The organism is Polyangium fumosum (assembly GCF_005144585.1).
GTDB classification, from domain to species: domain Bacteria; phylum Myxococcota_A; class Polyangia; order Polyangiales; family Polyangiaceae; genus Polyangium; species Polyangium fumosum.
Map to the genome: position 1 here is coordinate 325,544 of NZ_SSMQ01000001.1, position 24,514 is coordinate 350,057.

General features: G+C 68.7%; 22 protein-coding genes. 8 read left to right on the forward strand and 14 right to left on the reverse strand.

All coding sequences use genetic code 11. The features are described from left to right. Positions 1 to 4 precede the first annotated feature (4 nt). Positions 5 to 1,066: a hypothetical protein gene (locus tag E8A74_RS01310; protein ID WP_136927034.1), complete on the reverse strand. Its 1,062-nt coding sequence runs from the start codon at positions 1,064 to 1,066 to the stop codon at positions 5 to 7. 244 nt (positions 1,067 to 1,310) lie between these two features. On the opposite strand from E8A74_RS01310, the gene E8A74_RS01315 reads away from it, so the two are divergent. From E8A74_RS01315 to E8A74_RS01330, 4 genes are all read left to right on the forward strand, one after another. Further along, positions 1,311 to 2,846 carry a cellulose synthase family protein gene (locus E8A74_RS01315; protein ID WP_136927035.1) on the forward strand — a complete coding sequence of 512 codons (1,536 nt, stop codon included), beginning with the start codon at positions 1,311 to 1,313 and terminating at the stop codon, positions 2,844 to 2,846. A gap of 132 nt (positions 2,847 to 2,978) precedes the next feature. Further along, the gene (locus E8A74_RS01320) at positions 2,979 to 3,305 is read left to right on the forward strand and encodes an integration host factor subunit alpha (protein WP_136927036.1); all 327 of its coding nucleotides are present in this window, start codon (positions 2,979 to 2,981) and stop codon (positions 3,303 to 3,305) included. 5 nt (positions 3,306 to 3,310) lie between these two features. Then, a complete protein-coding gene (locus tag E8A74_RS01325; RefSeq protein ID WP_136927037.1) occupies positions 3,311 to 3,700 on the forward strand; it encodes a MerR family transcriptional regulator in 390 nt (129 codons plus the stop codon). Between the two features lie 11 nt (positions 3,701 to 3,711). After that, positions 3,712 to 4,368 (forward strand): hypothetical protein, encoded by a 657-nt coding sequence (locus E8A74_RS01330; protein WP_136927038.1) that lies wholly within the window; start codon positions 3,712 to 3,714, stop codon positions 4,366 to 4,368. A gap of 3 nt (positions 4,369 to 4,371) precedes the next feature. Here E8A74_RS01330 and E8A74_RS55425 read toward each other — a convergent pair whose 3' ends face one another. Together E8A74_RS55425 and mgtE are read right to left on the reverse strand one after the other, a co-directional pair. Beyond that, the gene (locus tag E8A74_RS55425; RefSeq protein ID WP_136927039.1) at positions 4,372 to 5,010 is read right to left on the reverse strand and encodes a single-stranded DNA-binding protein; all 639 of its coding nucleotides are present in this window, start codon (positions 5,008 to 5,010) and stop codon (positions 4,372 to 4,374) included. Positions 5,011 to 5,160: 150 nt separating this feature from the next. Beyond that, entirely contained in the window at positions 5,161 to 6,549 is a 1,389-nt protein-coding gene (gene mgtE, locus E8A74_RS01340) for a magnesium transporter (RefSeq protein WP_136927040.1), read from the reverse strand. 406 nt (positions 6,550 to 6,955) lie between these two features. Between mgtE and E8A74_RS01345 the strand changes: the two genes are divergently transcribed. Together E8A74_RS01345 and E8A74_RS01350 are read left to right on the forward strand one after the other, a co-directional pair. Further along, positions 6,956 to 9,340, forward strand: coding sequence for a hypothetical protein (locus tag E8A74_RS01345; RefSeq protein ID WP_232379317.1), 2,385 nt, complete (start codon positions 6,956 to 6,958; stop codon positions 9,338 to 9,340). A gap of 89 nt (positions 9,341 to 9,429) precedes the next feature. Further along, positions 9,430 to 10,125 (forward strand): response regulator transcription factor, encoded by a 696-nt coding sequence (locus E8A74_RS01350; protein ID WP_136927041.1) that lies wholly within the window; start codon positions 9,430 to 9,432, stop codon positions 10,123 to 10,125. Positions 10,126 to 10,183: 58 nt separating this feature from the next. On the opposite strand, the gene E8A74_RS01355 is transcribed toward E8A74_RS01350, so the two are convergent. After that, positions 10,184 to 10,987 (reverse strand): hypothetical protein, encoded by an 804-nt coding sequence (locus tag E8A74_RS01355; RefSeq protein WP_136927042.1) that lies wholly within the window; start codon positions 10,985 to 10,987, stop codon positions 10,184 to 10,186. A 156-nt stretch (positions 10,988 to 11,143) separates the two neighbouring features. Between E8A74_RS01355 and E8A74_RS01360 the strand changes: the two genes are divergently transcribed. Together E8A74_RS01360 and E8A74_RS01365 are read left to right on the forward strand one after the other, a co-directional pair. Continuing rightward, positions 11,144 to 11,833, forward strand: a complete 690-nt coding sequence (locus E8A74_RS01360) for a hypothetical protein (RefSeq protein WP_136927043.1) — start codon at positions 11,144 to 11,146, stop codon at positions 11,831 to 11,833. Continuing rightward, on the forward strand, positions 11,830 to 12,657 hold the full coding sequence (locus tag E8A74_RS01365; protein WP_136927044.1) for a class I SAM-dependent methyltransferase: 828 nt from the start codon (positions 11,830 to 11,832) through the stop codon (positions 12,655 to 12,657). Before E8A74_RS01360 ends, E8A74_RS01365 begins: the two co-directional genes overlap by 4 nt. Positions 12,658 to 12,665: 8 nt before the next feature. Here E8A74_RS01365 and E8A74_RS01370 read toward each other — a convergent pair whose 3' ends face one another. From E8A74_RS01370 to E8A74_RS01415, 10 genes are all read right to left on the reverse strand, one after another. Then, complete coding sequence (locus E8A74_RS01370; protein ID WP_136927045.1) at positions 12,666 to 14,066, reverse strand: COG3014 family protein; 1,401 nt, start codon at positions 14,064 to 14,066, stop codon at positions 12,666 to 12,668. 1 nt (position 14,067) lies between these two features. Beyond that, positions 14,068 to 14,688, reverse strand: coding sequence for a penicillin-binding protein activator LpoB (locus E8A74_RS01375; protein WP_136927046.1), 621 nt, complete (start codon positions 14,686 to 14,688; stop codon positions 14,068 to 14,070). Positions 14,689 to 14,705: 17 nt separating this feature from the next. Continuing rightward, a complete protein-coding gene (leuS, locus tag E8A74_RS01380; RefSeq protein WP_136927047.1) occupies positions 14,706 to 17,234 on the reverse strand; it encodes a leucine--tRNA ligase in 2,529 nt (842 codons plus the stop codon). Between the two features lie 124 nt (positions 17,235 to 17,358). Further along, positions 17,359 to 18,795 (reverse strand): TolB-like translocation protein, encoded by a 1,437-nt coding sequence (locus tag E8A74_RS01385; RefSeq protein ID WP_136927048.1) that lies wholly within the window; start codon positions 18,793 to 18,795, stop codon positions 17,359 to 17,361. Beyond that, positions 18,792 to 19,406, reverse strand: coding sequence for a 3-hydroxyacyl-ACP dehydratase FabZ family protein (locus E8A74_RS01390; RefSeq protein WP_136927049.1), 615 nt, complete (start codon positions 19,404 to 19,406; stop codon positions 18,792 to 18,794). The genes E8A74_RS01385 and E8A74_RS01390 overlap by 4 nt, the downstream gene beginning before the upstream one ends. Next, the gene (locus tag E8A74_RS01395) at positions 19,403 to 20,368 is read right to left on the reverse strand and encodes an ACP S-malonyltransferase (RefSeq protein WP_136927050.1); all 966 of its coding nucleotides are present in this window, start codon (positions 20,366 to 20,368) and stop codon (positions 19,403 to 19,405) included. The genes E8A74_RS01390 and E8A74_RS01395 overlap by 4 nt, the downstream gene beginning before the upstream one ends. Continuing rightward, a complete protein-coding gene (gene fabG, locus E8A74_RS01400; RefSeq protein WP_136927051.1) occupies positions 20,365 to 21,114 on the reverse strand; it encodes a 3-oxoacyl-ACP reductase FabG in 750 nt (249 codons plus the stop codon). The genes E8A74_RS01395 and fabG overlap by 4 nt, the downstream gene beginning before the upstream one ends. After that, complete coding sequence (locus tag E8A74_RS01405) at positions 21,111 to 22,160, reverse strand: aminomethyltransferase family protein (RefSeq protein ID WP_136927052.1); 1,050 nt, start codon at positions 22,158 to 22,160, stop codon at positions 21,111 to 21,113. Before E8A74_RS01405 ends, fabG begins: the two co-directional genes overlap by 4 nt. Continuing rightward, positions 22,147 to 22,449, reverse strand: coding sequence for an acyl carrier protein (locus tag E8A74_RS01410; RefSeq protein ID WP_136927053.1), 303 nt, complete (start codon positions 22,447 to 22,449; stop codon positions 22,147 to 22,149). Before E8A74_RS01410 ends, E8A74_RS01405 begins: the two co-directional genes overlap by 14 nt. Then, the gene (locus E8A74_RS01415; RefSeq protein ID WP_136927054.1) at positions 22,446 to 24,506 is read right to left on the reverse strand and encodes a beta-ketoacyl-[acyl-carrier-protein] synthase family protein; all 2,061 of its coding nucleotides are present in this window, start codon (positions 24,504 to 24,506) and stop codon (positions 22,446 to 22,448) included. The genes E8A74_RS01410 and E8A74_RS01415 overlap by 4 nt, the downstream gene beginning before the upstream one ends. Positions 24,507 to 24,514 lie beyond the last annotated feature (8 nt).

A 24,514-nucleotide genomic window follows, 5' to 3' on the forward strand; every position in this document is an offset into this window, starting at 1 on the left:
GGGTTCATCCCACCTCATCCGAAGCCACGAGCCCGTCGTAGAACTCGGTCACGATCGACGCGAGCCACGCTTGCGCGGCCGGCGTCGTGATCGTCGCCGCGAGCGCGGGGAATGTCGCGTCCGCGAGGGCGCGGACGATCTCGCGCGGCGGTTTGTCCGGCAGCCCGAGCGACGCGAACACCTCGGACACGGGCTTCGCCTCGTTCTCCTTCACCCACGCCGTCACGAAGGCGCGCCGCCGCGCCGCGAGCTCCTCGTTCGCCGCGAGGTGCGCCGCCACGTCGACGCCGATGCGCGCGCCTTGTTTCGTCGCGTCGACATCGAGCAGCACCTCGGCGAAGCGTTGCTCCAGGAGGAACCGCGCGAGCCTCTGCCGCAGCGCCACGAACGGCGGCTCGTTGCCGCGCGCGAGGATCGACTCCGCGGCGTTCTTCACGGCCTTCTGCGAGAAGCCGAGCAAGAACTTCCGGATCTCTGGATCGAGCCGCTTCTCGAAGTCCACGCGCAGCCCGTCGATCGACTTGCCCACGCCGCCGAGGCCGAAGGGCCCGAGCTTTTTCATCAGCGAGGGCAACCCCCACTCCGCGACGAACGGGTTCACGCGCTCCGAGAACTGCTTCAGCCCGTCGTGCATGACCTCGCGCATGACCTCGCGCGCGGCCTCGCTCTCGGCGATCTCGCGCACGAGCTTCGGCGGGAGCACGTCGGGCCGCGCGACGAGCTCGGCGAGGCCTTTTTGCGCGTGCTCCGGCACGAACGATCCGATCGTCGCGCGCTCCTTCACGAGCTGCGCGTGCACCTCGCGCGCGAGCCGCTCGATCGCGGGGCGCAGCGCGCCGTCCACGGTCTGCTTCGTGATCGCCGCATCGAGCGCCAAAGCGAGCGAGCCAGGCTCGACGAGCTGACCGAGCGGCGCGAAGCGAAGCTCGTCGAGCACGTCGGCCACGGTCTTTTGCCACTCGGCGCGCGCGGCGGGCGAGGTGAGCCGCGCTTTCAGGAAGGCGATGTGCCGCGTCTTGAGGTCATCGAGCGCGGCGCGGGTCGTCTGCACGGATCGATCGTTCACCTGCCGAAGGTAACCCGCGTGCCTTTGCAGCGCGAGGCGCCGAGGGCGCGCGGGTCCTCCGGCGCGGCTTGGAAGTGTCGAGGTTCGTCAGGACTTGTCACGGGGGGCGGGGGAGGCGCGGCAGGATGTGACGAGCAGAGACAAACCGAGACAACGTTTTACAAGTCCATGACAACTATGACGGCCGGGCTCTGGTACTCCCTCGTTGTCTGCTGTTTTTTTGCGCCCGAGGGAGGCGCGCCCGATGCTCCACACGATGCTCGTCGTCCTGTACTTCGCCGTCCTCCTCGCTCTCAGCGCGTATGGTCTGCACCGGCTGCACCTCGTGGTCCTGTGCCTTCGGCATCGCCGCGCGATCGAGCGCGCGAAGCAAATGCCTCACGTGGCCGAAGAAGACCTGCCTCGCGTGACGATCCAGCTCCCGCTGTTCAACGAGTCCACGGTGGCCGCGCGCCTGCTCGAGGCGACCGCGCGCATGGACTACCCGGCGGACAAGCTGGAGATCCAGGTCCTCGACGACTCGACCGACGAGACGCAAGCGCTCGTACGTGCGCACGTCGACCGCCTGCGCGAGCGCGGCGTCGACGCCGTCTACCTGCACCGGACGAACCGCGTCGGCTACAAGGCGGGCGCGCTCGACGAGGGGCTCAAGGTCGCGAAGGGTGACCTCGTCGCCATCTTCGACGCGGACTTCATCCCGCAGCCCTCGTTCGTCCGCAGCATCGTGGGTCACTTCGCGGACCCGAAGATCGGCATGGTCCAGACGCGCTGGGGCCACCTGAACCGCGAGCACTCGGTGCTCACGAAGGTGCAGGCGCTCATGCTCGACGGCCACCACCTCGTCGAGAACCGCGCGCGTTACGGCGCCGGCCTGCTCTTCAACTTCTCCGGCACCGGCGGCATGTGGCGCAAGAACGCGATCCACGAGGCCGGCGGCTGGCAGCACGACACGCTCACCGAGGACCTCGACCTCTCGTACCGCGCGCAGCTCGCGGGCTGGAAATTCGTCTACCGCGAGGACGTGGTCTCGCCGTCGGAGCTGCCCGAGGACGTCTCGGCGCTCCGCGCGCAGCAGTACCGCTGGGCGAAGGGCACCGTGCAGACGGCCCGCAAGCTCCTCAAGCGCGTGCTCTCCTCGAACATCAGCCTGGCGCAGCGCATCGAGGCGCTCTTCCACCTCACGCCGCACTTCGCCTACCCGCTCATGGTGACCTTGAGCGTGCTGCTCCTGCCGGCGCTCGTGCTCCTGCCGGCCACGGACACGCTCACGATGCTCATCGTCGATCTGCCGCTCTGCGTGGCGACGACGGGCTCGCTCGCGGCGTTCTACATGTTCGCCGAGGCGGCCCAGGGCCGGAGCCGCGCGAACGTGCTCACGCGGCTGCCGATGCTCATCGCCCTCGGCACGGGCCTCGCGCCGCACCTCTCGAAGGCGGTCTTCGAGGGCCTACGCCACATGGCCGGTGAGTTCGTCCGGACCCCGAAGCACGGCGTCAACAAGGGCCGCTACCGCGCCCGCGCCGACCTGCCGCTCCTCGAGACGGGCCTGTGCCTGCTCTCCTTCGGCTCGACGGTCGCCTCGATCCAGACGGGCCACTACTTCGCCACGCCGTTCGCGGCGCTCTTCACGATCGGCTATGGCTACGTGGCGATGCTCGTGGCGCACGAGCAGTCGACGCGCCGCCGCGAGGCCGCGCCCATGCTCCTCGCCGCGTCGAGCGAGCGCCCGAGCGAGCCCACGGCCGCCGCCGAGCAGCCCGTCGGCAAGCTCGCTGCCTGATCGCCTCTCCCTCCCGTCACGCGCCGCCGCGGCGCCCCTCCTCGCCCCTCCACGCTTCTCCACATCACTCCCCCCTGGAAATTCCGGGCCCGGGCTCTTATTCTCGGCGTCGCAAGGGCGGGACTTTCGTCTATGACCAAGGCCGAAATCGTACAAGCCGTCTACGGTCGGCTCGGGGGGTTCTCGAAGAAGGAGTCGGCAGACCTCGTCGACCTCGTGTTCGAGACGATGAAGGAGACCCTCGGCCGCGGTGAGAAGATCAAGATCTCGGGCTTCGGCAACTTCGTTCTGCGCGACAAACGCCAGCGCCAGGGCCGGAATCCGCAGACGGGCGATCCGATCGTGATCACCGAGCGCCGTGTCCTCTCCTTCAAGGCGAGCCAGATCCTGAAGCACGCGCTGAACCCGCGTGTCTCCGGGGCGAGCGGCGCCACGGCTTCCGCCGTCGCGGAGGAGTGAGCGGCTTGTCCGGGCGCCGAGAGCTTCCTGCGAAGCTCTACTACCGCATCGGAGAGGTCGCCGGGATCGTCGGCGTCGAGACGCACGTGCTGCGTTACTGGGAGAGCGAGTTCCGCTCCATCCGGCCGCAGAAGTCCGCCAAAGGGCAACGTGTCTACTCGCGCCGCGACGTGGAGACGCTGCTCAAGGTGAAGGACCTGCTCTACGCGCACCGCTTCACGATCGCGGGCGCGCGTCGCAAGCTGCGCGAGGGCGGCATCGAGCCGCCCGGCGAGGACGATCCGAGCGTGGAGCAAGCGCGAAGGATGCGCGAGGCGCTGCTCGACATCCGGAGCGAGCTCGTCGCGATGATGCGTGAGCTCGACGAGCCCAAGGCCACGGGCAAGAAGAGCTAGAGCGGCGCGCGATGACCGAGCGGCGCGAGGAGGCGCTCTCCGGCGGGGCCATCGTGCGCTTCGGCGTGCCCGCGGGCGCAGTGGAAGAGCGCGCCGAGGCGCTGCCGCGGATCGAGGTGTCGAGCCTGAAAGGCGCGCGCGTGGGGCTGCGGGCTGGCTTCGTGGACGAGGCGGGTTTGCGGCTGCGCGTCGCGTGCGTGGAAGCGCCGTCGGACCGGTTCGCGCCGGGCGTGGAGGAGATCGTGCTCGGCATGGCGACGTCGATCGCGCGGGGCGCGGCGTCGGACGGGATCACGCTCGACCGCTGGGATGCCGAGGGGATCACGCGGCACGAGGGCCGCTTCGAGCAAGCGCTCACGGGGCAGGGGACGCGTGGCGAGAGGCCCGTCACGCTTCGAGGTTGGCACGTCCTCGGCTTCGAGGGCGCCGCGAGCGAAGCGGTGTTGTGCACGTTCGTCTGCGAGGAGCCACGCGCGGGCGAGCGTTGCGCCGCGCTCGTGGCGAACGCCGAGCTCACGTCGCTCGTGCCGCCGCCGCCGCCGAGTTTGCTGGTGCGTACGATCTTGATGGCAGCCGAGCGGCCGCGGGAGGCGGCCTTGCTCGGCCTGGGGATCGGCGTGCTCTTGGTCGCGGTGCTGCTCGCGCGGCGACCGCGACCTTCGCCCTGAGACTCAGAACGGGATGTCGTCGCCGCCGTCGTAGCCGCCGAAATCATCCGGCGGAGGCCCGGGATCCGGCGCGGGACGACCGGCGCCGCCGCCGCCACCGCCGCCGCCGCGGTTGGTGCCGCCGCCACCACCCCCACCACCGCCGCGCGAGCCGCCGTAACCACCACCGCCGCGGCTGCCGCCGCCGCTGCCACCCCCACCACCACCGCTGAAGTCGCCGTAGTCGCCGCCGCCGCCACCACCGCCGCGCGCGGGCGGGCCGGAGAAGTCGGCGGGCGGGCCCATGTCATCGCCGGCGGGCGCGCCGCGACCACGGCCGGCGAGGATCACGTTGTTCGCGATGACCTCGGTCTTGTAGCGCTTGTTGCCGTCGCGATCGTCGTAGCTCGACGTGCGCAGCGAGCCCTCGATGAAGAGCGACGAACCTTTGCCGAGGATCTTCGCCAGCGCCTCGCCGCGCTTGCCCCACACGACGACGTTGTGCCAGTCGGTGCGCTCGCGGCGGACCTTGTCTTTGTCGAGGTAGCTCTCGGTCGTGGCGAGGCGAAGGTTGAGCACGGCTTGGCCACCCTGGGTGAACCGAAGCTCGGGATCTGAGCCCAGATTTCCGAGCAACATGACGCGATTGAAGCCTTCCGCCATCGACTTGTCCTTCCTTACAACCCTTGCGACACAGACCGCGTGCGGACTCCGGTCTCCCTTGTTCCGCGTCGAGCGTCAAGGGAGAGGCGTCCCTCTTCAGATTGTTCGTTTCTCGGCTCCCGTTCGGCTCGTTCGTCCGTGCGGCGTTCGTCAGTGCACGGTCTTCGCGGCTTGCGCGATCACCTCGGCGAGCAGGAGCTTCGCCACGTTCAGATAGATCAGGATCCCGAGCACGTCGATCAGCGTGGCGATGAACGGCGTCGAGCTCGTCGCCGGATCGAGGCCGAGCTTGCGCAGGAGCAGCGGCAGCATCGAGCCCACGGTGCAGCCCATGATCACGATGAAGAACAACGTGAAGCCGACGGTGAACATCAACGGAAAGCCGTCGCCCCAGAGGTAGATGCGCGTCATGCCGATGGTCGCGAGCATCAGGCCGAGCACCACGCCCTGGCCGACCTCGCGCACCATGACGCGCTTCCAGTCGATCGGCTTCACGTCGCCCACGGCGAGGCCGCGGATGATGAGCGACGACGACTGCGAGCCGGTGTTGCCGCCCGTCGAGATGAGCATCGGCACGTAGTAGGCGAGCTTCGAGACGGCCTCGATGATCTCGTCGTAGTGCCGCAGCACCGTGCCCGTGATGAATTCGCTCACGAGCAGCGCCGCGAGCCACGGCGCGCGCTTCTGGATGAACGTCCAGAACCCCGTCTGGAAGTAGCCCTCCGCCATCGGCTCGACGGCGGCGAGGCGCTGCAAGTCTTCGTTCTGCTCCTGCGTGAGCACGTCCATCACGTCGTCGACCGTGATCACGCCGAGCAGCTTTCGATCCGGGCCGACCACGGGCATCGCCGCGAAGTCGTACTTCGCCATCTTCCGCGCGACCTCTTCCTGATCGGTCTCGGGGCTGAGCGCGAAGATGTTCTCCGTCATCACGTCCGTGATCCGGTCCGTGGGCGCGGCGAGCAAAAGGTCACGCAAGGACACGATGCCGAGCAGGCGGTCGTCGTCGGAAAGTACGTAGACGTAATAAATCGTCTCGGCATCCTGGGAGGATTGGCGGATGCGCTCGATCGCCTCGGCGACCGTGATCGTGGGCGGCACCGAGACGTAGTCGGTGGTCATCAGGCCGCCGGCGCTGTCCTCGGGCCACTTCGCGAGCTCTTCGACCTCGGCGGCGGCCTCGGGATCGACCTTCTCCAGCGTCTCGAGCAGGTTGTCGCCGACCTCCTCGGGCAGGGCTTCGATGAGGTCGGTCCGCTCGTCGGCGGCCATCTCCGAGACGATCGGCGCGGCGTTCTCGACGCCGAGCTCCTCGACGAGCGCCTCCTGCTGATCCTCGTCGAGGCGCTCGAAGATCGGCGCGGCCTCCTCGGGCTTCAGCGTCTTGAGGATGAGGGCCGCCTCGTGCTCTTCGAGCATGCCGAGCAGGTCGGCGAGGTCCTCGTCGTGGATCTCCTCGAGCAAGGCGCCGATCTGCGCGGGATCCTCGGCGAGGAGCTCTCGCACCTCGGGCAGCATCGCGACGGCGACTCGCATCATCGGGCGCCAATCAGCCAGAGGAGCCGCGCGCCCGCAAGCGGGATCGCGGGGGGCACGGCGATGCGCGGGGGTGCCCGGTCCGGGCCCTCTCTGGGCCTCCCGTCCCCGGCCCTGGACCGGCTCGCCCGTTGTCCATGACGCCAACTAAGTTGGCAAATGGGAGAGCAGGATCTCCACGGAGGACGAGGGCTCGGGTCGGCACGCCTGTTGCGTGGCACATGCCTTGATCGCGGACTTTTCTGCAAATGGGCCGTTCCCAGGCCGGATCTCGAATTGACAGCCTTCCCGGGAGGTCCCTAGCATCGAGGCCATCGATCACGGACGGTCCCGGCAGCATGGGTCCCGTTCGTCGCGGCAACTCCGTTTCTGGGACGAGCCCAGCGTAAGGTCGGCTAAGGAGCTCAGCATGAAAGGCTTACAGCGTCAGAAAAGCTTCCTGGGGAAGCGCGCGGCCAAAGCGGCCCTCTCGATGGTCGTAGCCACCACGGCGGCTGGCGCCGCAGGCTGCCTCGACCGGCCCGTCGAGACCGTCGAGCCCCGTATCACGGCGACGATCGTCGAGCGGCTCACCCAGAGCTCGGTCGACAAGATCGACATCCTGCTCGCCATCGACAACTCGCGGTCGATGGCCGACAAGCAGAACATCCTCGCGCTCGCGGTCCCCGACCTCGTCGCGGGCCTCGTGAACCCGCGCTGCATCGACGACAACGGCGCTCCTGCGATGACGCAGCCGAGCTACCCGACCGATGACTGCCCGGCCGGCACGAAGCGCGAGTTCCAGCCGGTGTACGACATTCACATCGGCGTCACCAGCTCCAGCATCGGCGGCCACGGCGCGGACTCGTGCCCGAACTCCGACGCGAACAGCAAGGAGTGCTCGCCGCAGCCGAACACGACGAACAACGACAAGGGTCACCTGCTCTCGCGCCTCGACCAGTGCGGCGGCGCCTCGGTCGACACCTATCCGTACGGCACGGGCAGCACGGACAAGGGCTTCCTCGCGTGGGATCCGGAGCAGAAGCTCTCGCCGCTCGGTGAGAAGGACATCCCGAACCTGCAGGCGAACCTGCGCGACATGGTCATCGGCACGGGCCAGATCGGCTGCGGGTACGAGTCCCAGCTCGAGAGCATCTACCGCTTCCTCGCGGACCCCGAGCCCTACGACACGATCTCCGTCGTCAACAACCGCGCGACGCCCGACGGCACGGACACGATCCTCCTGCAGCAGCGCGCCGAGTTCATGCGGCCCGACTCGCTGCTCGCGATCGTCATGCTCACCGACGAGAACGACTGCTCCATCAAGGAGTACGGCCAGTTCTACTACGTCGGCCAGCTCCGCATCGGCGCGACGAACGTCCGCATGCCGCGCGCGCGTCAGGAGTGCGCCACCAATCCGGACGACCCGTGCTGCAAGTCGTGCGGCCAGGATCCGGGGAGTTGCCCCGCCGACGCGAGCTGCACGAACCCGCAGGGCGGCCCGGCGCTGCTCAACGTCGAAGAGGACGACATCAACCTGCGCTGCTGGGATCAGAAGCGCCGCTTCGGCATCGACTTCCTCTACCCGACGGACCGTTACGTCCAAGCGTTCTCGGCCGCGGAGATCCAGAACCGCGCGGGTGAGCTCGTCCCGAACCCGATCTTCTCGGACCTGAACCCCCAGGACAACATCACGAACATCCGCGACGCCGGCCTCGTGTTCTTCGCCGGCATCGTCGGCGTGCCCTGGCAGGACATCGCCCGCGACAAGACCGACCTGTCGAAGGGCTTCAAGAACGCGAACGAGATGAACGCGCCGATCGACGCGAGCGGCTTCTCGACCTGGGACGTCATCCTCGGCAGCTCGAAGACGCAGGACGGCAAGCCCCTCGATCCGCTCATGATCGAGTCGGTCCAGAAGCGCACGGGTACGAACCCGATCACGGGCGACGTGCTCGTCGACTCCTCGACGCCGAACGCGAACCCGCTGAACGGCCACGAGTGGACGATCGCGAACGACGACCTCCAGTACGCGTGCGTCTTCCCGCTGCCCGTCGCGGATCAGCGCGACTGCACGAACACGAACCTCACGGCCTGCGACTGCTTCGAGGTGGGCAACGACAACCCGCTCTGCCAGCAGGACCCGAACAACGGCAACCAGCCGACGCTCCAGGTCCGCGCGAAGGCGTACCCCGGCGTCCGCCCGCTCGAGGTCATGCGTGACCTCGGCGATCAGGGCATCGTCGCCTCCGTGTGCCCGTCGAAGATCGAGGCCGCCGACCTCGACAAGCCGGACTTCGGGTATCGCCCGGCCATCGGCTCGATCATCGACCGCCTGAAGAGCGCGCTCAAGGGCCAGTGCCTGCCCCGCACGCTCACGCCCGACGGCTCGGGCAACATCCCGTGCCTCATCCTCGAGGCGCGCAACACGCAGGGCGCCGGCTGCGTCTGCGACCCGGCCAAGGCCCGCGCCGAGATCCCGGCCGAGGGTCCGAAGGCGAAGGCGGTCCAGCTCGCGAAGGAAGATCCGGCGGCGGCGAAGGCTGGCTGGGACTGCTTCTGCGAGATCACGCAGTCGAAGGACGCGGAGCGTACGGCCTGCCAGGACGACTCGAGCGCGGAGCCGCAGCTCAACGGCCAGCCGGTCAACGGCTGGTGCTACGTCGACGGCACGACCACGCCGCCGACGGGCAACGTCGAGATCGTCAAGGACTGCCCGGCGAACGAGCAGCGCATCATCCGCTTCGTCGGCGCGGGCGAGGCGCAGCCGGGTTCGACGCTGTTCATCACCTGCTCGGGTGACACCGGCGGCTGAACTCGACCGTAGCTGACCTCCTGAGATAGAAACGTGACGAGGCCCGACATCGGGCCTCGTCGCGTTTTGTGGTAAGACGGCGCCCCGAGGTGACGTCGAAAAAGAAGATCCTGATCATCGAGGACGAGCCGCACATCGTCCTCGGCCTGACCGACGCGCTCGAGTTCGAGGGTTTTTCCGTCGTCTCGGCGGGCACGGGCAACGCCGGCGTGCAGCTCGCGCGGCAGGAGAAGCCGCAGGCGATCCTGCTCGACCTGATGCTCCCCGACACGAACGGGTTCAAGGTCTGCGAGGAGCTGCGTCGCTGGGATGCGTTCATCCCGATCATCATCCTGACGGCGCGTGGCCAGGAGCTCGACAAGATCCGCGGCCTCGACGCGGGCGCCGACGACTACGTCACGAAGCCCTTCAGCGTGGGCGAGCTCATCGCTCGCATGCGCGCCATCTTCCGGCGCACCACGCGCGGGCCCGGCGATCCGACGCCTGAGGTCTTCACGATCGGGCAGGCCAAGATCAACATGACGACCCACACGGTCGCGCGCGGCTCGAAGTCGAGCCCGCTCTCGTTCTACGAGGTCGAGCTCCTGCGCCTGCTCTACGAGCGCGTAGGCCAGCCCGTCTCGCGCGAGGAGATCCTGCAGAAGGTCTGGGGCGTCGAGGGGTCTCCCACGAACCGCACCGTCGACAACTTCATCGTCAAGCTGCGCAAGAAGGTCGAGAAGTCCCCGGACAAACCGCAGCACATCCTGACGGTGTACGGGCACGGCTACAAGCTGGCGCCTTGAGGTGGGGGGCTCCGGTCGGACGGCGTTGCCGTCCTTCCTCTGCCCCCACCCCCGCAGGTCAACGTAGCGGGACGACGTTGCGCACGTCGATCGGGACGCTGACGATGTCGTGCCGGAGCCGCGCGGCGTCGAGGCCGCCGAGGCTCGTGCCTTCGCGGAGCTGGCGCGCTTCGAGGTAGAGGCCGGGGCGGCCGCGGAAGGCGCTGTCGCCGACGAAGCCGATCTCGTCGCCCGCTTCGAGCGGCGCGCCGACGACCGCACGTTCACTCGGCCGATCGAGGTTTCCGTGCACGAGCAAGACCTGCCGCAGCCGGCCCCCGTCGCGCACGAGGTGCGCCGTGACGACCGTCTCGCCGAGCATGTCCCCGACAAACGCGACCTCCGCCGGCCCCTCCTGTCCTTCGAGGGACAGCGACACGACCGCATCCCCGCTCGACGCGTCGAGCAGCACGGCGCCGGGCCCAGGCGAAACCTCTCCCGCTTCGAGCGAGAGGTCGAAGGGCCGATCGAGCCCCGCGAGCACCGACGGTGCTGCCTCGGCCGTGAGCGGGAAGCGGTAGGCCGCGACCGCGACGGGGCGCTCCGGCCGGCGCGGGACGAGCGGGCTCCGCTCCGCCGCGGTCGGGATGTCCTCGGGGAACTCTTCGCGGCCGTCCGGCTGCGGCGCCCGACCCGGCGGGGGCAGGGGGATGCACACGTCGCCCTCGGGCAACGTGCGCGGACCACAGGACGCGGCCACGCCCGGGGCGACCGTGGAGGGCGCTTTCGCGGGCTCGGGCGCCTTCGCCCGGGGGGTTTTCCCGAGCGCGCCGAGGGCCGCGAACAGGGCGGCAAAAGCGGCGGCCCGGACGAGCGGCTGCATCGCCCTTCGGTATAGCCCAGGCCGAAGCGCCGTTCGAGCCGGGGACCCGCGCCACCGTCGGGGACGGGGCCCTACGAACGTTCAGGGGGTCCCTGCAGCGCGTCCGTGGGCGCCGCGGCTTGCGTCGGCACGAGGCTGTTGATAGCTCCTGTCTTCGTGCAAGACCGCTCCTCGATCGAAAAGTCTCTGAACGCGCTCTTCGACGCCGAACGCACCGTTCGCCGCGTGCATGACGAGCTCGCCGACAAAACCGAAGGCGTGCTCCTCGATGTGCTCACCGACGCGATCACGACCGCCCTCAAGGAGAGCGACGAGGACGAGTCCGCGTTGCGGCTCGTGCGGATCGCAGCGCTGCTCGGCGAGCTCCAGGGGCCGCGGGTCGTCGACGCGATGATCGACGTCCTCTCGTCCGAACATCCGGAGGCGCGCCGCGCCGCGGGCGAGCAGCTCGAGGAGCTCAGCTTCGAGCGGTTCAAGGAGGTCGCGCTGGGCGTCGAGCGTGCGCTCAGGCGTTTGCCCGTCGGCTCGCCCGCGCTGCCCGAGCTCCCGTACATCCTCGCGGAGGTCCCCGAGCCCGGCGTCCCCAAGGTGATCGGGCAGTTCTTGAAGCACGGCGACGCCGACGCGGTCGCGGCTGCGATCGAGGCGCTCGTGCAGATCGGCGACCCGGCGTCGGCCCGGCTCATCGAGCCGCTCGTCGACGACACGCGCACGGTCGAGCTCGAAGAGGACGGCTCGGACGCGACGACCGAGGTCACGATCGGCGAGCTCGCCGAAGAGGCGCTCGAGATGCTCGAAGCTGTTGGCGAGGACGAAGGAAACGGCGGGAACGGGAGAGCTTCGTGAGCCTCGGGACCCCGCTCACGGGGGCGGAGGTCGCGGTCTTCGATACGTCGATCATCCCGCGATATCTCACGTATTTCGGCACGTCCGCGGTGGAGATGGTCATCCCGTACTCCTCGGCGGCCGTGGCCGACATCGGCTGCCGCACGGGGTACGTCGAGCCCATGCTCGCTGACAAGCTGCCGGGCGCGAATATCGTCGGCGTCGATCCTTCGCCCCAGGCGCTCACGCTCGCGCGCGCGAAGGCGTCGGAGCTTTCGGGCGTGCACGTGAGCCTCGAACTCGCGACGGGCATGCCCTTGCCGCTGCCTGATGCGAGCTTCACGCACGGCCTGCTCGTGCATCCGGTCGTGAGCGCGCAGGCGCGGTATGCGCTGCTCGCGGAGCTCCGACGTATCCTCGTCCTCGGCGGGCAGGGCCTCGTCGCGCTGCCCGTGCGCGGCTCGTTCCCCGAGATCTACGACATGCTGCGCGAGTACGCGTTGCGGCAGGACCTCGCGGATTTCGGCAAGGCCGTGGAGGTCGCGGCGGCGAGCCGCCCGACGATCGAATCGCTCTCGGAGGAGCTCGAGAAGGTCGGGCTCGGCGAGGTCGACGTCGACGTGCAGCTCATCGGCGTCGCATTCAACAGCGGCAAGGAGTTTCTGGAAGATCCGATCGCGCAGATGATCGTCTTCCCCGACATGCGCGCGCTGCTCGAAGCCGACCCGGGCGCCGTCGAGGCCGGCTTCCGCTACGTGAGCGACGCGATCACGAAGTACTGGTCCGAGGGCGCCTTCGAGCTGACGGTCAACATCGGCTGCGCGAGCGGGCGTCGCTTCGAGTAGTCCGCGGCTCAGCGCAGCACGAAGAACGGCACGAGCGCCCAGCCGCCCGCGTCTACTTTGACGTCAAACGTTCTCCGTTGCCCGCGCACTTCGAGCGTGATCGCATGTTTCCCCGCGGGGACACGCGTCCGTGCGATCGCGATTCGCGCCGGCAGGGTCGACCATGAGCGCGTGTCGGGCGTGTCGAGCGCCGACATCGTCAGGCTCGTGGCGAAGCCGAGCAGCATGCCCACGGCCTCCGCGCTTCCATCACGGCGCTGCCGATCGTCCTGTGCTGCGTTGATCCCCGCCGCCGTCGCGCCCGCCACGGCCACGCTCGCCGCCGTGCGCGCGAGCAGACGCGTGATCGCCGCGAGCACCAGCGTCCCCTCGCGCTTGTGCCAGGCCGACCGCACCTCGCCTTCCACGTCGAGCGCCTGCTCCAGCGGCAAGATCTCCTCGCCGATCGACGCCTTAGGCACCTCGTACCCCCCGCGGCCCTGGCCCAGCGTGGGGTAGTTGATCCACGCGACCGCGCCCTGGAGCACGAGCGAATCGACCTCCCTGCGCTCCATCGGCGACAGCTCGTTCCCCACGATCTGCATCGCCATCCCGATCGGGATCCGCACCGGCGTCTTCTGCGGCACCCGCCCGAAGCCCACGACGACCAAGAGCTCCGCCTCGCCCGTCTCCTCCACGGGCGGGAGCGGCTCGGCGCCCTCCACGAGCGCGTCGACGGCCTCGTGTGTCGTCTTCTCCCCGCGCGTCAGCGCGCGGAGCGGATCCCGCAGCGACTTGTACCGCGCGTAGTCGAGCGCCTCGTCGTAGTGCAGGAGCGCCTCGTCGCGTTGCTTCGACTTCTCGAACGTGAACCCCGCGAGGTAACTCCCGAGCCCGAGCAGCGCGCCCTCGTCGCCTTGGCTCTCGATGTACTTCTGCATCACGACGAGCCGCCGCGCCTCCACGCGCGCCCCGTTGAGGTCGTGTCGCGCGAGGTAACTCAGCATGTTGAGCGTGTTCAGCAGGAGCTTTTCGTACGCAGGCGCCTTGTACGGCCCCGCGTCGTCCGAGAACACGTAGCGGCCGAGGTCCGCCGCTTTGCTCGTCGAGAGGTCGAGCACCTCGATGGCCTGATCCGCGGCGCCGAAGTCGCGCGAGGCGCGCTCGTACTGGCCCATCGCGAGGTGGATGCTGCCGCGGTCGAGCAGGAGCAGGGCCTCGTCACGCGTGACGGGCGGGAGCTCGCCCGGCGACTTCACGCCGAGCTCTCGATCGAGCGCGACGACGGCTTGATCCATCGAGCCGCGATCGAGCGCGGCGAGCGAGTCGCGCACGCGCACCTCGTGCCCGGCGCAGCCCGCGTTCGCGAGCGCGCCAAGCGCGAACGTGATCACACAGGCCGCGCGCCGGAGGCCAAGGAGCGGGCGCACGTCAATCCTGGTTCAGCAGGGCCTTCGTGAAGGCCGCCTTGTTTTGCCAGCGCACCGCGCTCGTCTCGGTCTCGATGACCTGCATGAACATGAAGTATTGCACGCGCCGCCCGCCGGCCGTGCGCTCGTCCGAGGTGTAGACCTTGCCGGTCATGTAGTACTTCGCGCCGAGCTGACGGCCGTACTGGGCCGCGTGGTTCGGATCGAACTGGCCGCCGTTCTGCCGCTCGACCTCGGCGATCATCTGGTTCTGCCGCTCGCGGCTCACGACCGTCACGAGCTGCGAGTTCACCATGAACGTCTCGGCGTCGGAGAGCACCGCCTGGAGCTGGCTGTCGATGTGCTGGCTCGTCTCGTTGAGCATCGGGAAGATCGCGAGCGTCGGCTTGTCGCCCGCGTCGGCCCAGGCCTTGGCGAGGGGCGAGGCCACGAGGTGCTTCATGTTCTCGTGGAGGAGCTGCTCCATGTCGCGTTTGTCGATGCCGGTGCTCATCGGCGGGTCGTCGAGCCCCTCGACCTCCGAGCCGCGGACGAACACGGGGTCGCTCGAGCAGCCGGCGGCGAGCGGCGCGAGCAGGAAAGCGACAGCGGGGACGAGGCGAAGGAAGGGTGCAGTTTTCATCTGTGGGGATGTGACGCTCAGGCGACGACGAGATTCACGATCTTGCCGGGTACGTAGATAAACTTCTTCAAGGTCTTGCCGGCCGTGAACGCCGAGACACCCTCGGCTGTGAGCGCGGCGTTACGGGCCTCGTCTTCGCTGGCCTTGATGGGCAGCGTCACGCGGCCGCGGACCTTGCCGTTCACTTGCACGGCCATCTCGATCACGTCGTCGACGCAGAGCGTCGGATCGAAGGTCGGCCAGGCTTCGAGCGCGATCGAACGCTCGTTGCCCCACATGCGCCAAACCTCCTCGGCCACGTGCGGCGCGAACGGCGAGACGCAGATCAAAAGACCCCGTGCAGCCTCCCGCGGCAGATCCTTCAGGGAGCCGAGGTGGTTCAGGAGGACCATCATCGCCGAGATCGCCGTGTTGAACGAGAGCGTCTCGATGTCCTCCGTGACCTTCTTGATGGTCTTGTGGACGAGGCGCTTCGTGGCGTCGTCGATGCCGTCGACGAGCTGCCGGCCCGTGAGGATCGAGAAGACGCGGTCGCGGAAGCGGACGACGCCCTGGATCTGCGCGGATTGCCAGGGTTTGACCGCTTCGAGTGGGCCCATGAACATCTCGTAGAGGCGCAGGCAATCGGCGCCGTAGCCTTTCACGATGTCGTCGGGGTTCACCACGTTGCCGGCCGATTTCGACATCTTCTCGCCGTCCTCGCCCAGGATGAGGCCCTGGTGGACGAGCTTCAGGAACGGCTCGGGGTGTTTCACCTTGCCGATGTCGAACAGCACCTTGTGCCAGAAGCGCGCGTAAAGCAGGTGCAGCACCGCGTGCTCGTTGCCGCCGATGTAGAGGTCGACGGGCATCCAATCGTCGTAGGCCTTCTGGCTCCACGGCTCGGCGTCGTTTTTCGGATCGATGAAGCGCAGGTAGTACCAGCACGAGCCCGCCCATTGCGGCATCGTGTTCGTCTCGCGCGCGTACCACTGCCCGTCTTTCTGGAAGAACCTCCAATCGACGGCGCGGGCGAGCGGGCCCTGCGGGTCGTCACCGGGGCGGAAATCGACGAGGTTCGGCAGGCGCAGGGGCAGCTCGCTCTCGGCGACGGCGATGGGTTTGTCGTAGCGGATCACATGCTCGTCGCCCTTGCGCGGGTCGCCGGCCGGATTCTTCATCTCGACAGGGAAGTAGACCGGGATCGGCTCGCCCCAGTACCGCTGCCGCGAAAACACCCAGTCGCGCAGCTTGTACGTGATCTTCGGCGCGCCTTTGCCCGAGGCGACGAGCGCGTCCACGATGGCGCGTTTGCCCTCGGTCGACTTGATCCCGTCGAACTTGCCGCTCCGCACGAGGACGCCCTCGTCGACGTAGGCCGCGTCGAGCGAATCGTGGAGCTTTCCATCGGGGCTCACGACCTCGATGATCGGGAGCTCGAACGCCTTGGCGAACGCGAAGTCGCGCTCGTCGTGGGCCGGGACGGCCATGACCGCGCCCGTGCCGTAGCCGCCGATGACGTAGTCGCCGACCCAGATCGGCACGGCCTTTCCGGTGAGCGGGTGGATCGCCATCGCCCCGGTGGGCACGCCGGTCTTCGTCTTCTCCGAGGTGCGGTCGAGGTCGCTCTTGCTCGCGGCGGCCTGCACGTAGGCGCGCACCGCGTCGAGTTTTTCGGCCGACGTGATCTTCTCGACGAGCGCGTGCTCGGGCGCGAGCACGACGTAGGTACACCCGAGGAGCGTGTCGGGGCGCGTGGTGAACACGTCGATCTTCGCGCCCTCGAATCCTTGGACGTCGAACGAGATGGTCGCGCCCTCGGACCTCCCGATCCAGTTGCGCTGCGCGACGAGCGTGCCTTCGGGCCAGTCGACGAGGGCGAGGTCGTCGGCGAGGCGATCGGCGTACGCGGTGATGCGGAGCATCCACTGGCGCAGCGGGGTGCGGATCACGGGGTGATTGCCGCGTTCGCTCTTGCCGTCCTTGACCTCCTCGTTGGCGAGGACGGTGCCGAGGGCGGGGCACCAGTTGACGAGGATCTTGTCCTGGTAGGCGAGGCCGCGTTCGAAGAGCTTGACGAAGATCCACTGGGTCCAGCGGACGTAGTTCTCGTCGATCGTGCCGAACTCGCGCTCCCAGTCGTAGCTGAAGCCGAGCATCTTGAGCTGGCGCCGGAACGTGTCGATGTTCTTGCGCGTGGTCTCGGCGGGGTGGGTGCCGGTCTGGATCGCGTACTGCTCGGCGGGCAGACCGAAGGCGTCCCAGCCCATCGGATGCAGGACGTCGAACCCCTTCATGCGGCTGTAGCGGCAGAAGATGTCGGTGGCCGTGTAGCCCTCGGGGTGCCCGACGTGGAGGCCCGCGCCCGAGGGATACGGGAACATGTCGAGCACGTAACGCTTCGGCCGACCCTCGTGGCGAACGGCGCGGAAGACGCCGGTCTCCTCCCAGAAGCGCTGCCAGCGGGGCTCGGCCTCGGCGTGAACGTAACGAGCGGGCTCCTGCGCAGCCGCAGCGCCATCCGCAGGCGTGCTCGGCGAGGGCGTGTTCGCGGTGGGGGACGTCATGGCGAACGTACGATTAGCACCGACACGGCGCGTGTGTCAGCGGGCGGGCGAGGGGAGACGCGGCGCGCGAGAGCAGCGCGAAAGCTCGCGTGGCGGTGGGGACGCACGGAAACGCCGGACGGCCTCAACGCGCGGGGGCCGGCGGCCGCCTCGACAACACGAGCTCCGCCGCTACCCACCGCCGCAGAAGCTCCGCGTCTTCTGCCCGCGCAAACCGCGCCTCGAACTTCGGCTGGGTCATGGCCGCCGCCAGCTCCTCCGCGTCGAGCGGCCTCTTTTTCGCGCCGTCGATCACGATGAACAACTTCCTCGCCGCCTTGTCGACGACGAGGCACGCCCAGCCTGGCCCTTCCTCCGCGTGGACGAGCGTCCCGGCGATCACGCTGTCGAACGACGTCGACGCGCCATCGTGCACGACTCGCATTCGCTCGCCGTCATCCGCCAGATAGGCGTGATATCGACCATCAGCGCTGAACGTCAGATCTCCCGCCCAGGCAAACGGCCTCTCCTCGCGCCCATCGATCACCACGAATCGCGCGCCGCGGCTCGCGGCCACATAACCGAATTTCGTCCCGCGCCGCGCGAACACCGGCCGATCCACTGCGTCGTAGGCCGAGCCCTCCTCCCCATTCACGACGATGTGCCAGCCGCGCCCACGCCGCGCCGCATACGCCACGGGCCCGCTCTCGGCGCCGAAGACCAGGCTCCCGGGCGCGATTTCCTCGTACGGCGGGCCCTCCACGGCATCGAGGACGAGGACCTCTCCGTCCGCCCGACGGCCCGCATACGCCACGTGCGCGCCGCCTTTGCTGAAGAGCACCTCCGAGATACGAGCATAAGGCGCGGATTCGATTCCATCGACCGTCACGCGCCATTGCCCATTGCGCTTCGCCACGTAGGCATGACGCCCTCCGCGCGGCCCGAGTGCATGGTGCGCGATCGCCTCCGCAGGCGGCGATTCACGCCCGTTCATCCAGAAAAACGCCTCCTCGCCGCGCCGCCCCACGTGCGCCACAGCGGCCCCGTCCTCGCTGAATCGTAAGGCGCCGATGCCGTCGTAGCGTGGTCCGGGGACGCCGTCGACGACCGCGCGCACGGAGCCTCCGGTTTTCCCCACATAAGCGAAACGCCCACCCTGCCCGAAGAGCATCGTGCCCTCCAGAATGGCATCGAAGGCGGGCCCGGGTGTTTCATCCAGCACCACGAACCACACGCCTCTTCGGTGCGCGGCATACGCCACGTGCGCGCCGTCCGCGCTCAGGACGACCTCGCCCACGCCGTCGAACGTCGGGCCTGCGCGGCCGTCCACCACGAGCGACCAGCCTTTTTCGCGGCGCGCGGGGTAGGCGAGGCGGCGGCCGTCCGCGCTCCAGACGAGGGATTCGATTCCGATGCCCAGATATGCGGCCCCGTCCACGCCGTCGACGCGCACCCGCTGCTTGCCGGCGCTCTCCAGCACCTCGATGTGATGGCTTCGATCGGGGCTATGGCCCAGCCAAACCACGGAAGGCCCGCAGCCCGCCGAAACGAGCAAGGCGAGCCCGAGGAAACGCGCCTTCATCCGAAGATTGGCGCTGGCAGCGGCGGGATGCTGCGCGTGCTGGTCATCACGCCCTTCGCCACCGTGCGCCCCTCCACGCGGGCCTCGACCTCGTACCGCGCGAGGTTTTCCATGAGATGCGATTGCGCGACGATGTACTCGATCCGCTGCCCGGCGAAGACCGGCTGGAGCAGCTTCACGTCCACCGACGCGCTCATTCCGACGTGCAGATGGGAATGCGACTTCAGCGATTCGACGAGCGCCGCCGAGACCTCGGGCTTGTATCCCGGTTGCAGGCGATATCCGAGCGCCAGGTTTTGCAGGGCTTCGATCACCTCGTTCGGATCGTGCCCCTTCGCCTCCCAGGCATCCTGGTAGGCGGCGACGATGCCGAGCAGGTTCGAGCTCTGGCCGAGCCCCTCGATCGTGTACACGCCGGGCCAGAGGTGCAGGCCCGGAAAATGGCCCTCGAACACGGGCTCGTTCGCGGATACGTGGCGCGCGGCGCGCAGGGTCGGCCGAGGTCCGCGCTCGTACGATTCGATCACGTCGACCATCGAGAAGGGGCGACGATGCGGAATCAGGAGGTTGATGACGTCCGCGCCGAGGGACAACCGGGAGCTCGTTTTCATGAGAGGCTCCACCGCAGCGCGTCCACGGTGCGCTGCATGTCATTCGCGTTTTCGGTCGCGTGGACCCGCGCTTCGGTGCCGAGGTTCGTCCGGACGAGCGATCGCAGCACCGCGCCCGGGGCCATGGTCACGAAATCCGTCACGCCCTCGTCCTTGAGCGTGGCCATGACGTCGGTCCAGCGAACGGTATGGACGAGCTGGCCGGCGAGGAGGCGCGGGACGAGCGCCTCCTCCTCGGCGCGTTTTCCCGTTGCATTGAGCACCATGGGGACTTGCATGGTCCCCCGACGCGCGAGCTTGAGCGCCGCTTCGAGCTCGGGGACGGCATCTTTCATGGATTCGCTGTGCCAGGCGCCGGAGACAGGCAACCGTCGCGCGTGGCGCCAGAGGTCGATACCGAGCGCATCACCGAGGGTACGGATCATGCTGCGGATGGCGTTCTCATCGCCGCTCAACACCACTTCCCCGGGCGCATTCGATGCGGCCACGTGGATTCCGGGCCGCGTGGCCGCGCGCTGGAGCGTCCCCTTGAGGAAGACCTCCGAACGCTCTGTCGAAGGTTCGGAGAACACGAACATGGCTCCCGGGTGCCGCTCTGCTTCCCGCGCCATCAGCCGCCCACGCAGCGCCGCGATCGCAATCGCATCCTCGGGCGTGATGGCGCCCGTCGCCGCCCAGGCCGGGAGCTCTCCGAGCGAATGACCTGCCACGACGTCGGGCTTGATTCCCGCGGCGAGAAGCTCCGCGTGCACGAAGAGCGCGACCGCCGTGAGCACCGGTTGCTGGATTTCCGTACGTTCGAGCGCGCGCCCGCCCTTCACCAGGAGTTCGCTCGGCGCGAAGTCGGCCGCCGCCGCCGCCCGTTCGAGCATTTCCTTGCCCCGCGGCGCGCTCTCCGCGAATTGCACGGCCGCGACGAGCCCTTTCGCACCCTGCCCGGGAAACAGAAACGCGACGGTCACAACGTGAGTCCCCCGTCCACCACGAGCGCCTGCCCGATCACGTACGACGCCTCGTCCGAGGCCAGAAACAAGACAGCCCGCGCGACCTCGTCGCCGGTCCCGAAGCGCCCGAGCGGAATCTGCGCGCGCGCCTTCTCTGCGATCCGTTTGTCCAGGCGCTTCGCCATTCCCGTGCCGAGCAGCCCCGGCACCACGGCGTTGACCCGGATCCCGCGCGGGGCGAGCTCGGCCGCGAGCGTGCGCGTGAACGCGAGGATCGCGCCCTTCGAGGCGGCGTAATTCGATTGCCCCGGGCTCGCGTGCTGGCCCGCGACCGAGGCGACGTTGACGATGGCGCCCCGCCGCTTCGCCATCATCGGCCGCACCACCGCGCGGCAGCCGTGAAAGGCGCCGCCCGCATTGACGCGCATCACCTCGTCCCAGCTCTCCTCGGCCATGAGCGGGAAGAGCTCATCCGCCGCAACGCCGGCATTGTTCACGAGCACGTCGATCGCGCCCCGCGCGACGAGCACCTGTTCCACGGCCGCGTTCATGGACGCCGCGCTCGCGACGTCCATCACGAGCAATGCACCGCGCCCGCCCGCCTCTTCCAACGCTCGGAGCGTCTCCTTCGCCTCGTCCTCGCGCGTCCGGTATCCGACGAAGACAAACGCCCCCTCGGCGCCGAACGCCGTTGCAATGCTCCGGCCGAGCCCGCGTGAGGCGCCGGTCACGATCACCGTGCTGTCGTCGAATCGAGCACTCATAAAGGCAACACGAACGGCGGCAGCTTGGATTCGTCTCGCGTCCGGTAGCTATGCCGCTGGGGGCTCACGTACAGGCTGCGGTTGTTGAGGAGCGGCGCCGAGAGGGTGCGAATCGGCCGGCGCTCGCCCGCGTGACGGGCCTCGTACCGATCGATGCCGGCGTACGCATACGGTCGATCGAGGAGCAAAAGCACAACCCATTCGCCGCGGATCACGGAAAAGCCGGACACGAGGACATGCCCGATCCGTTGATCGTCCAGAAACACCTCGTCCCCCTCGGCCACGGGTGCGCCGGCGACGGCCCATACGACCCGCGCCGTCGCGTTCGCCTCGCGCCGGGCCTGCAGCGCGGCAGATCCCACGTAGTCCTTGCGGTACGAGACGCGCCATTGCAGGCCGAGCTCCAGCGGCGAGAGGCCGGCGCGTCCCTCGCGGCGAATGTTGAAGAAGCCATTTTCGAGCGCGCATTGATCCAGCGCGGACAGGCTCGCGAGGGCGAGGTCGAACGCCGCCCCCTCCCGGAGGAGCGCCTCGCGCACGGTCGCGACCTCGTCCGTGGGAATCAGCAAATCATACCCAAACTCGCCGGTCTTGCCCGACCGAAAAAACACGGCGTCGTCGGTGCGGTAAAACGCGAGATACGGAAGGCTCCCGACGTCGGGCCCAAACACGGTCGTGCAGAGCTCCCAGGCATAAGGCCCGTGGAGCGAGAGGAGCGTCCCGTTGCATCGCTCGACCGTCACCACGACGCCCGCGGGAAAACGTTTCTCCAGGAACGCGACGAGCTCCTCGGGCGACGGCCCCTCGGCAAGCAAAAAGAACGATTCGTCGTCCCGGGCCACGTGAATGTCCGCGAACGGTCGGGCCTCCTCGTCGAGCAAGAGGCTCGGGCGCATCTGACCATCCTGCAAGAAAAGATCACAGGCGACGACGTAGTCGAGCGCTTCGTACGCGCCTTCGCCCTCGATGCGCAGGCACGTGATGTGATCACCTTTGGCGAGCGCCACGCTCGTGCGCAAGGCGCGGATCTCGTCATCCATCGACATCGTCCGTCCTCCCGTGGGCGAGGGCCAGGTCGACCAGCGTATTGACGGTGCGCATGGCCGGTCGTGACAAACCCTCGTGTGGCAGCCTCACGCCGAGCTCGGATTCCATGCTGACCAGGAGCTCGACCGCGTCCACCGAATCCAGGCCGAGCCCCGTGCCAAAGAGCGGCGCGTCGGGGTCGATCTCGTCGGGCGCGCGGCTCACGTGCAGGCGCTCAACGAGGAGCGTGCGCACCTTGTCGAGGATACGCTCGCGACGCTGGATGTACCGGGCAAGCTCGGGGTTCATGCGGCTCCTTTTCGGCTGAAGACCACGGCGGCCGCGGCGGTGCCGCCCACATCGGGGACCAGCACGTGCTCCCAGGTCCCTCGCAAAATCGAGGCGACGGCGAACGCGCAGGCGAACATCGCCTCGGCTGCGGGCGCGGGGCCGAGGACGGGCGTGACGTTTGGCGCCACGACAACGTCGCTCGCGTCGAGCCCGGCCATTCGAATTGCGAGGCGCGTGGCCTCCTCCACGTCGCCCGGGCCGGCGAGGCCGAATCCCGAGAGACGCACGGCTTTGGATGTGTCCGGGGCCGGACCCTTGCCGAGCACGAGGCACGCCGCCCCTTCTCCCTCGTGCGCCTCGGATTCGAGGGAGACGCGCTCGTCGACGCCGGCGGCGAGGATCAGGTCGACGTCGGATCGCGTCGAGAGGTGCAAGGCCGCATAAATGAGCGCGACGAGGCCGCTGCCGTCGCCCGTGGTGAGCGTCGTGGTCGGGCCCTTGAGCGCGCAGAGCTTCGTGCAAGTCCCCGCGGACGCATTGAGGACCATCCGCGTGAACGCCGTGGCCGAGAGGCGCGCGAGGCCACGCTCGCGAATGCTGTCCCTGAATTCACGCTCGCTTTCGGTCGATGCGCGTGTCGTGCCGACGAAAAGCCCCGCCCGGTCGCGTTTTACGCCGCGCAGCGTGATCCCCGCGTCGGCGAGGGCGAGCGCCGCGGCGGCCGAGAGATACCGCGACGCAGGATCCATCCCGCGCCCGTCCGCCGTGGGAATGAGGCTCTCGATGCGGAAGGCGGGCGCGCGTCGGCGGAGCGGGACCTTCGCGGCGAGCGCCTCCCCAAGCGCGTCGAGATCCATCCCGTGCGGCCCCACGGCGGAGGCGCCGAGGACCAGCCATTCGGCGGGGGTTTTTCCGGCCGAAACGTGCGGTGCTTTGCCCACGATGACGGCAGCATTCGCGCCTCCAAATGCCGAGTTGTTGCAAAGCGCGCGCTCGACGCGGGCCACGCGAGGCCGGTCGCCGGCCACCGGATCGGGCGGAGAGCGCGGCCGCGCTTTGTCGTAATGCAGGGTGGGAGGAATCTTGCCCTGCTCCATGCCGCAGAGGGTCGCGATGAGCTCGAGCACGCCCGCGGCGCCCTGCGCGTGACCGAGAAAGCTCTTCGTGGAGCTCACGGGCAAACGCGCCACGCGCTCGCCGAAGACCTGTTCGAGCGCGCGGAACTCGGCGGCGTCGTTGGTCATCGTGCCCGTGCCATGCGCATTGAAGTAATCGATCCTGTCAGCCTCCATCCCCGCATCGAGCAGCGCGCCGCGCAGCGCCCGCGCGACGCCGGCGCCCGTGGGATCGGGCGTGGTCGGATGGTAGGCGTCGGCCGAAAGACCATACCCGAGCACCGTCGCGAGCACCTGCGCGCCGCGGGCGCGGGCGGTATCGCCGCGTTCGAGCACCAGAAAACCCGCGCCCTCGCCAAGCGTGGTCCCCACGGGCTCGCTGAACGGCGCGCATTTCGAGAGACAAAGCAGCCCGAGCGCGTGAAAACCGGCAAAAATCTCCGGCGTGAGCTCGTCCGTGCCGCCGGCAAGGGCTATGTCGCAGAGCCCCGCTTCGAGCAGATCCCGGCCGAGCCCGATGGCATTCGTCGAGGAGGAGCAGGCCGTCGAAAGGGTGAGCGTCGGGCCCTCGATGCCGAGGGCGCGCGCGACCTCCGCTGCGACGCGGTGCAGGCCGTCCACGTGCATGCCGAGGCTCGTGCCGAGGATCAGGGCGACACGCCGCCCCGCGACGCCGCCCGGCCCGATCTGCAAGGCTGCATGCGCGAGAGCTTCGCGCGCGGCGGCCGTGGCGAATTCGACGCAACGATCCCCGGTTCCTGCGCCGGGCACCATCCCGCCGAGCGACACGGAAAAACCTTCGGTCGAGAATCGCTCGATCGGGCGAATCCCATCGCGGCCCTCCTCGATGGCGGACCACAAGGCGGACGTACTTTCGCCGAGCGCCGAGACGGCGCCCATTCCCGTGATGGCAATCGGAGAGCCCGATTCCGGGGGTTCGGCGGTCGGTCGCTGGAGCATGTAGCGGG

What these genes read in the sequence shown, in the direction of transcription:
- E8A74_RS01315 (WP_136927035.1), top strand. Translation starts at nt 1,311, where the DNA reads ATGCTCCACACGATGCTCGTCGTCCTGTACTTCGCCGTCCTCCTCGCT.
- E8A74_RS01320 (WP_136927036.1), top strand. Translation starts at nt 2,979, where the DNA reads ATGACCAAGGCCGAAATCGTACAAGCCGTCTACGGTCGGCTCGGGGGG.
- E8A74_RS01330 (WP_136927038.1), top strand. Translation starts at nt 3,712, where the DNA reads ATGACCGAGCGGCGCGAGGAGGCGCTCTCCGGCGGGGCCATCGTGCGC.
- E8A74_RS55425 (WP_136927039.1), bottom strand. Translation starts at nt 5,010, where the DNA reads ATGGCGGAAGGCTTCAATCGCGTCATGTTGCTCGGAAATCTGGGCTCA.
- mgtE (WP_136927040.1), bottom strand. Translation starts at nt 6,549, where the DNA reads ATGATGCGAGTCGCCGTCGCGATGCTGCCCGAGGTGCGAGAGCTCCTC.
- E8A74_RS01345 (WP_232379317.1), top strand. Translation starts at nt 6,956, where the DNA reads ATGAAAGGCTTACAGCGTCAGAAAAGCTTCCTGGGGAAGCGCGCGGCC.
- E8A74_RS01355 (WP_136927042.1), bottom strand. Translation starts at nt 10,987, where the DNA reads ATGCAGCCGCTCGTCCGGGCCGCCGCTTTTGCCGCCCTGTTCGCGGCC.
- E8A74_RS01375 (WP_136927046.1), bottom strand. Translation starts at nt 14,688, where the DNA reads ATGAAAACTGCACCCTTCCTTCGCCTCGTCCCCGCTGTCGCTTTCCTG.
- leuS (WP_136927047.1), bottom strand. Translation starts at nt 17,234, where the DNA reads ATGACGTCCCCCACCGCGAACACGCCCTCGCCGAGCACGCCTGCGGAT.
- E8A74_RS01385 (WP_136927048.1), bottom strand. Translation starts at nt 18,795, where the DNA reads ATGAAGGCGCGTTTCCTCGGGCTCGCCTTGCTCGTTTCGGCGGGCTGC.
- E8A74_RS01390 (WP_136927049.1), bottom strand. Translation starts at nt 19,406, where the DNA reads ATGAAAACGAGCTCCCGGTTGTCCCTCGGCGCGGACGTCATCAACCTC.
- fabG (WP_136927051.1), bottom strand. Translation starts at nt 21,114, where the DNA reads ATGAGTGCTCGATTCGACGACAGCACGGTGATCGTGACCGGCGCCTCA.
- E8A74_RS01405 (WP_136927052.1), bottom strand. Translation starts at nt 22,160, where the DNA reads ATGTCGATGGATGACGAGATCCGCGCCTTGCGCACGAGCGTGGCGCTC.
- E8A74_RS01410 (WP_136927053.1), bottom strand. Translation starts at nt 22,449, where the DNA reads ATGAACCCCGAGCTTGCCCGGTACATCCAGCGTCGCGAGCGTATCCTC.
- E8A74_RS01415 (WP_136927054.1), bottom strand. Translation starts at nt 24,506, where the DNA reads ATGCTCCAGCGACCGACCGCCGAACCCCCGGAATCGGGCTCTCCGATT.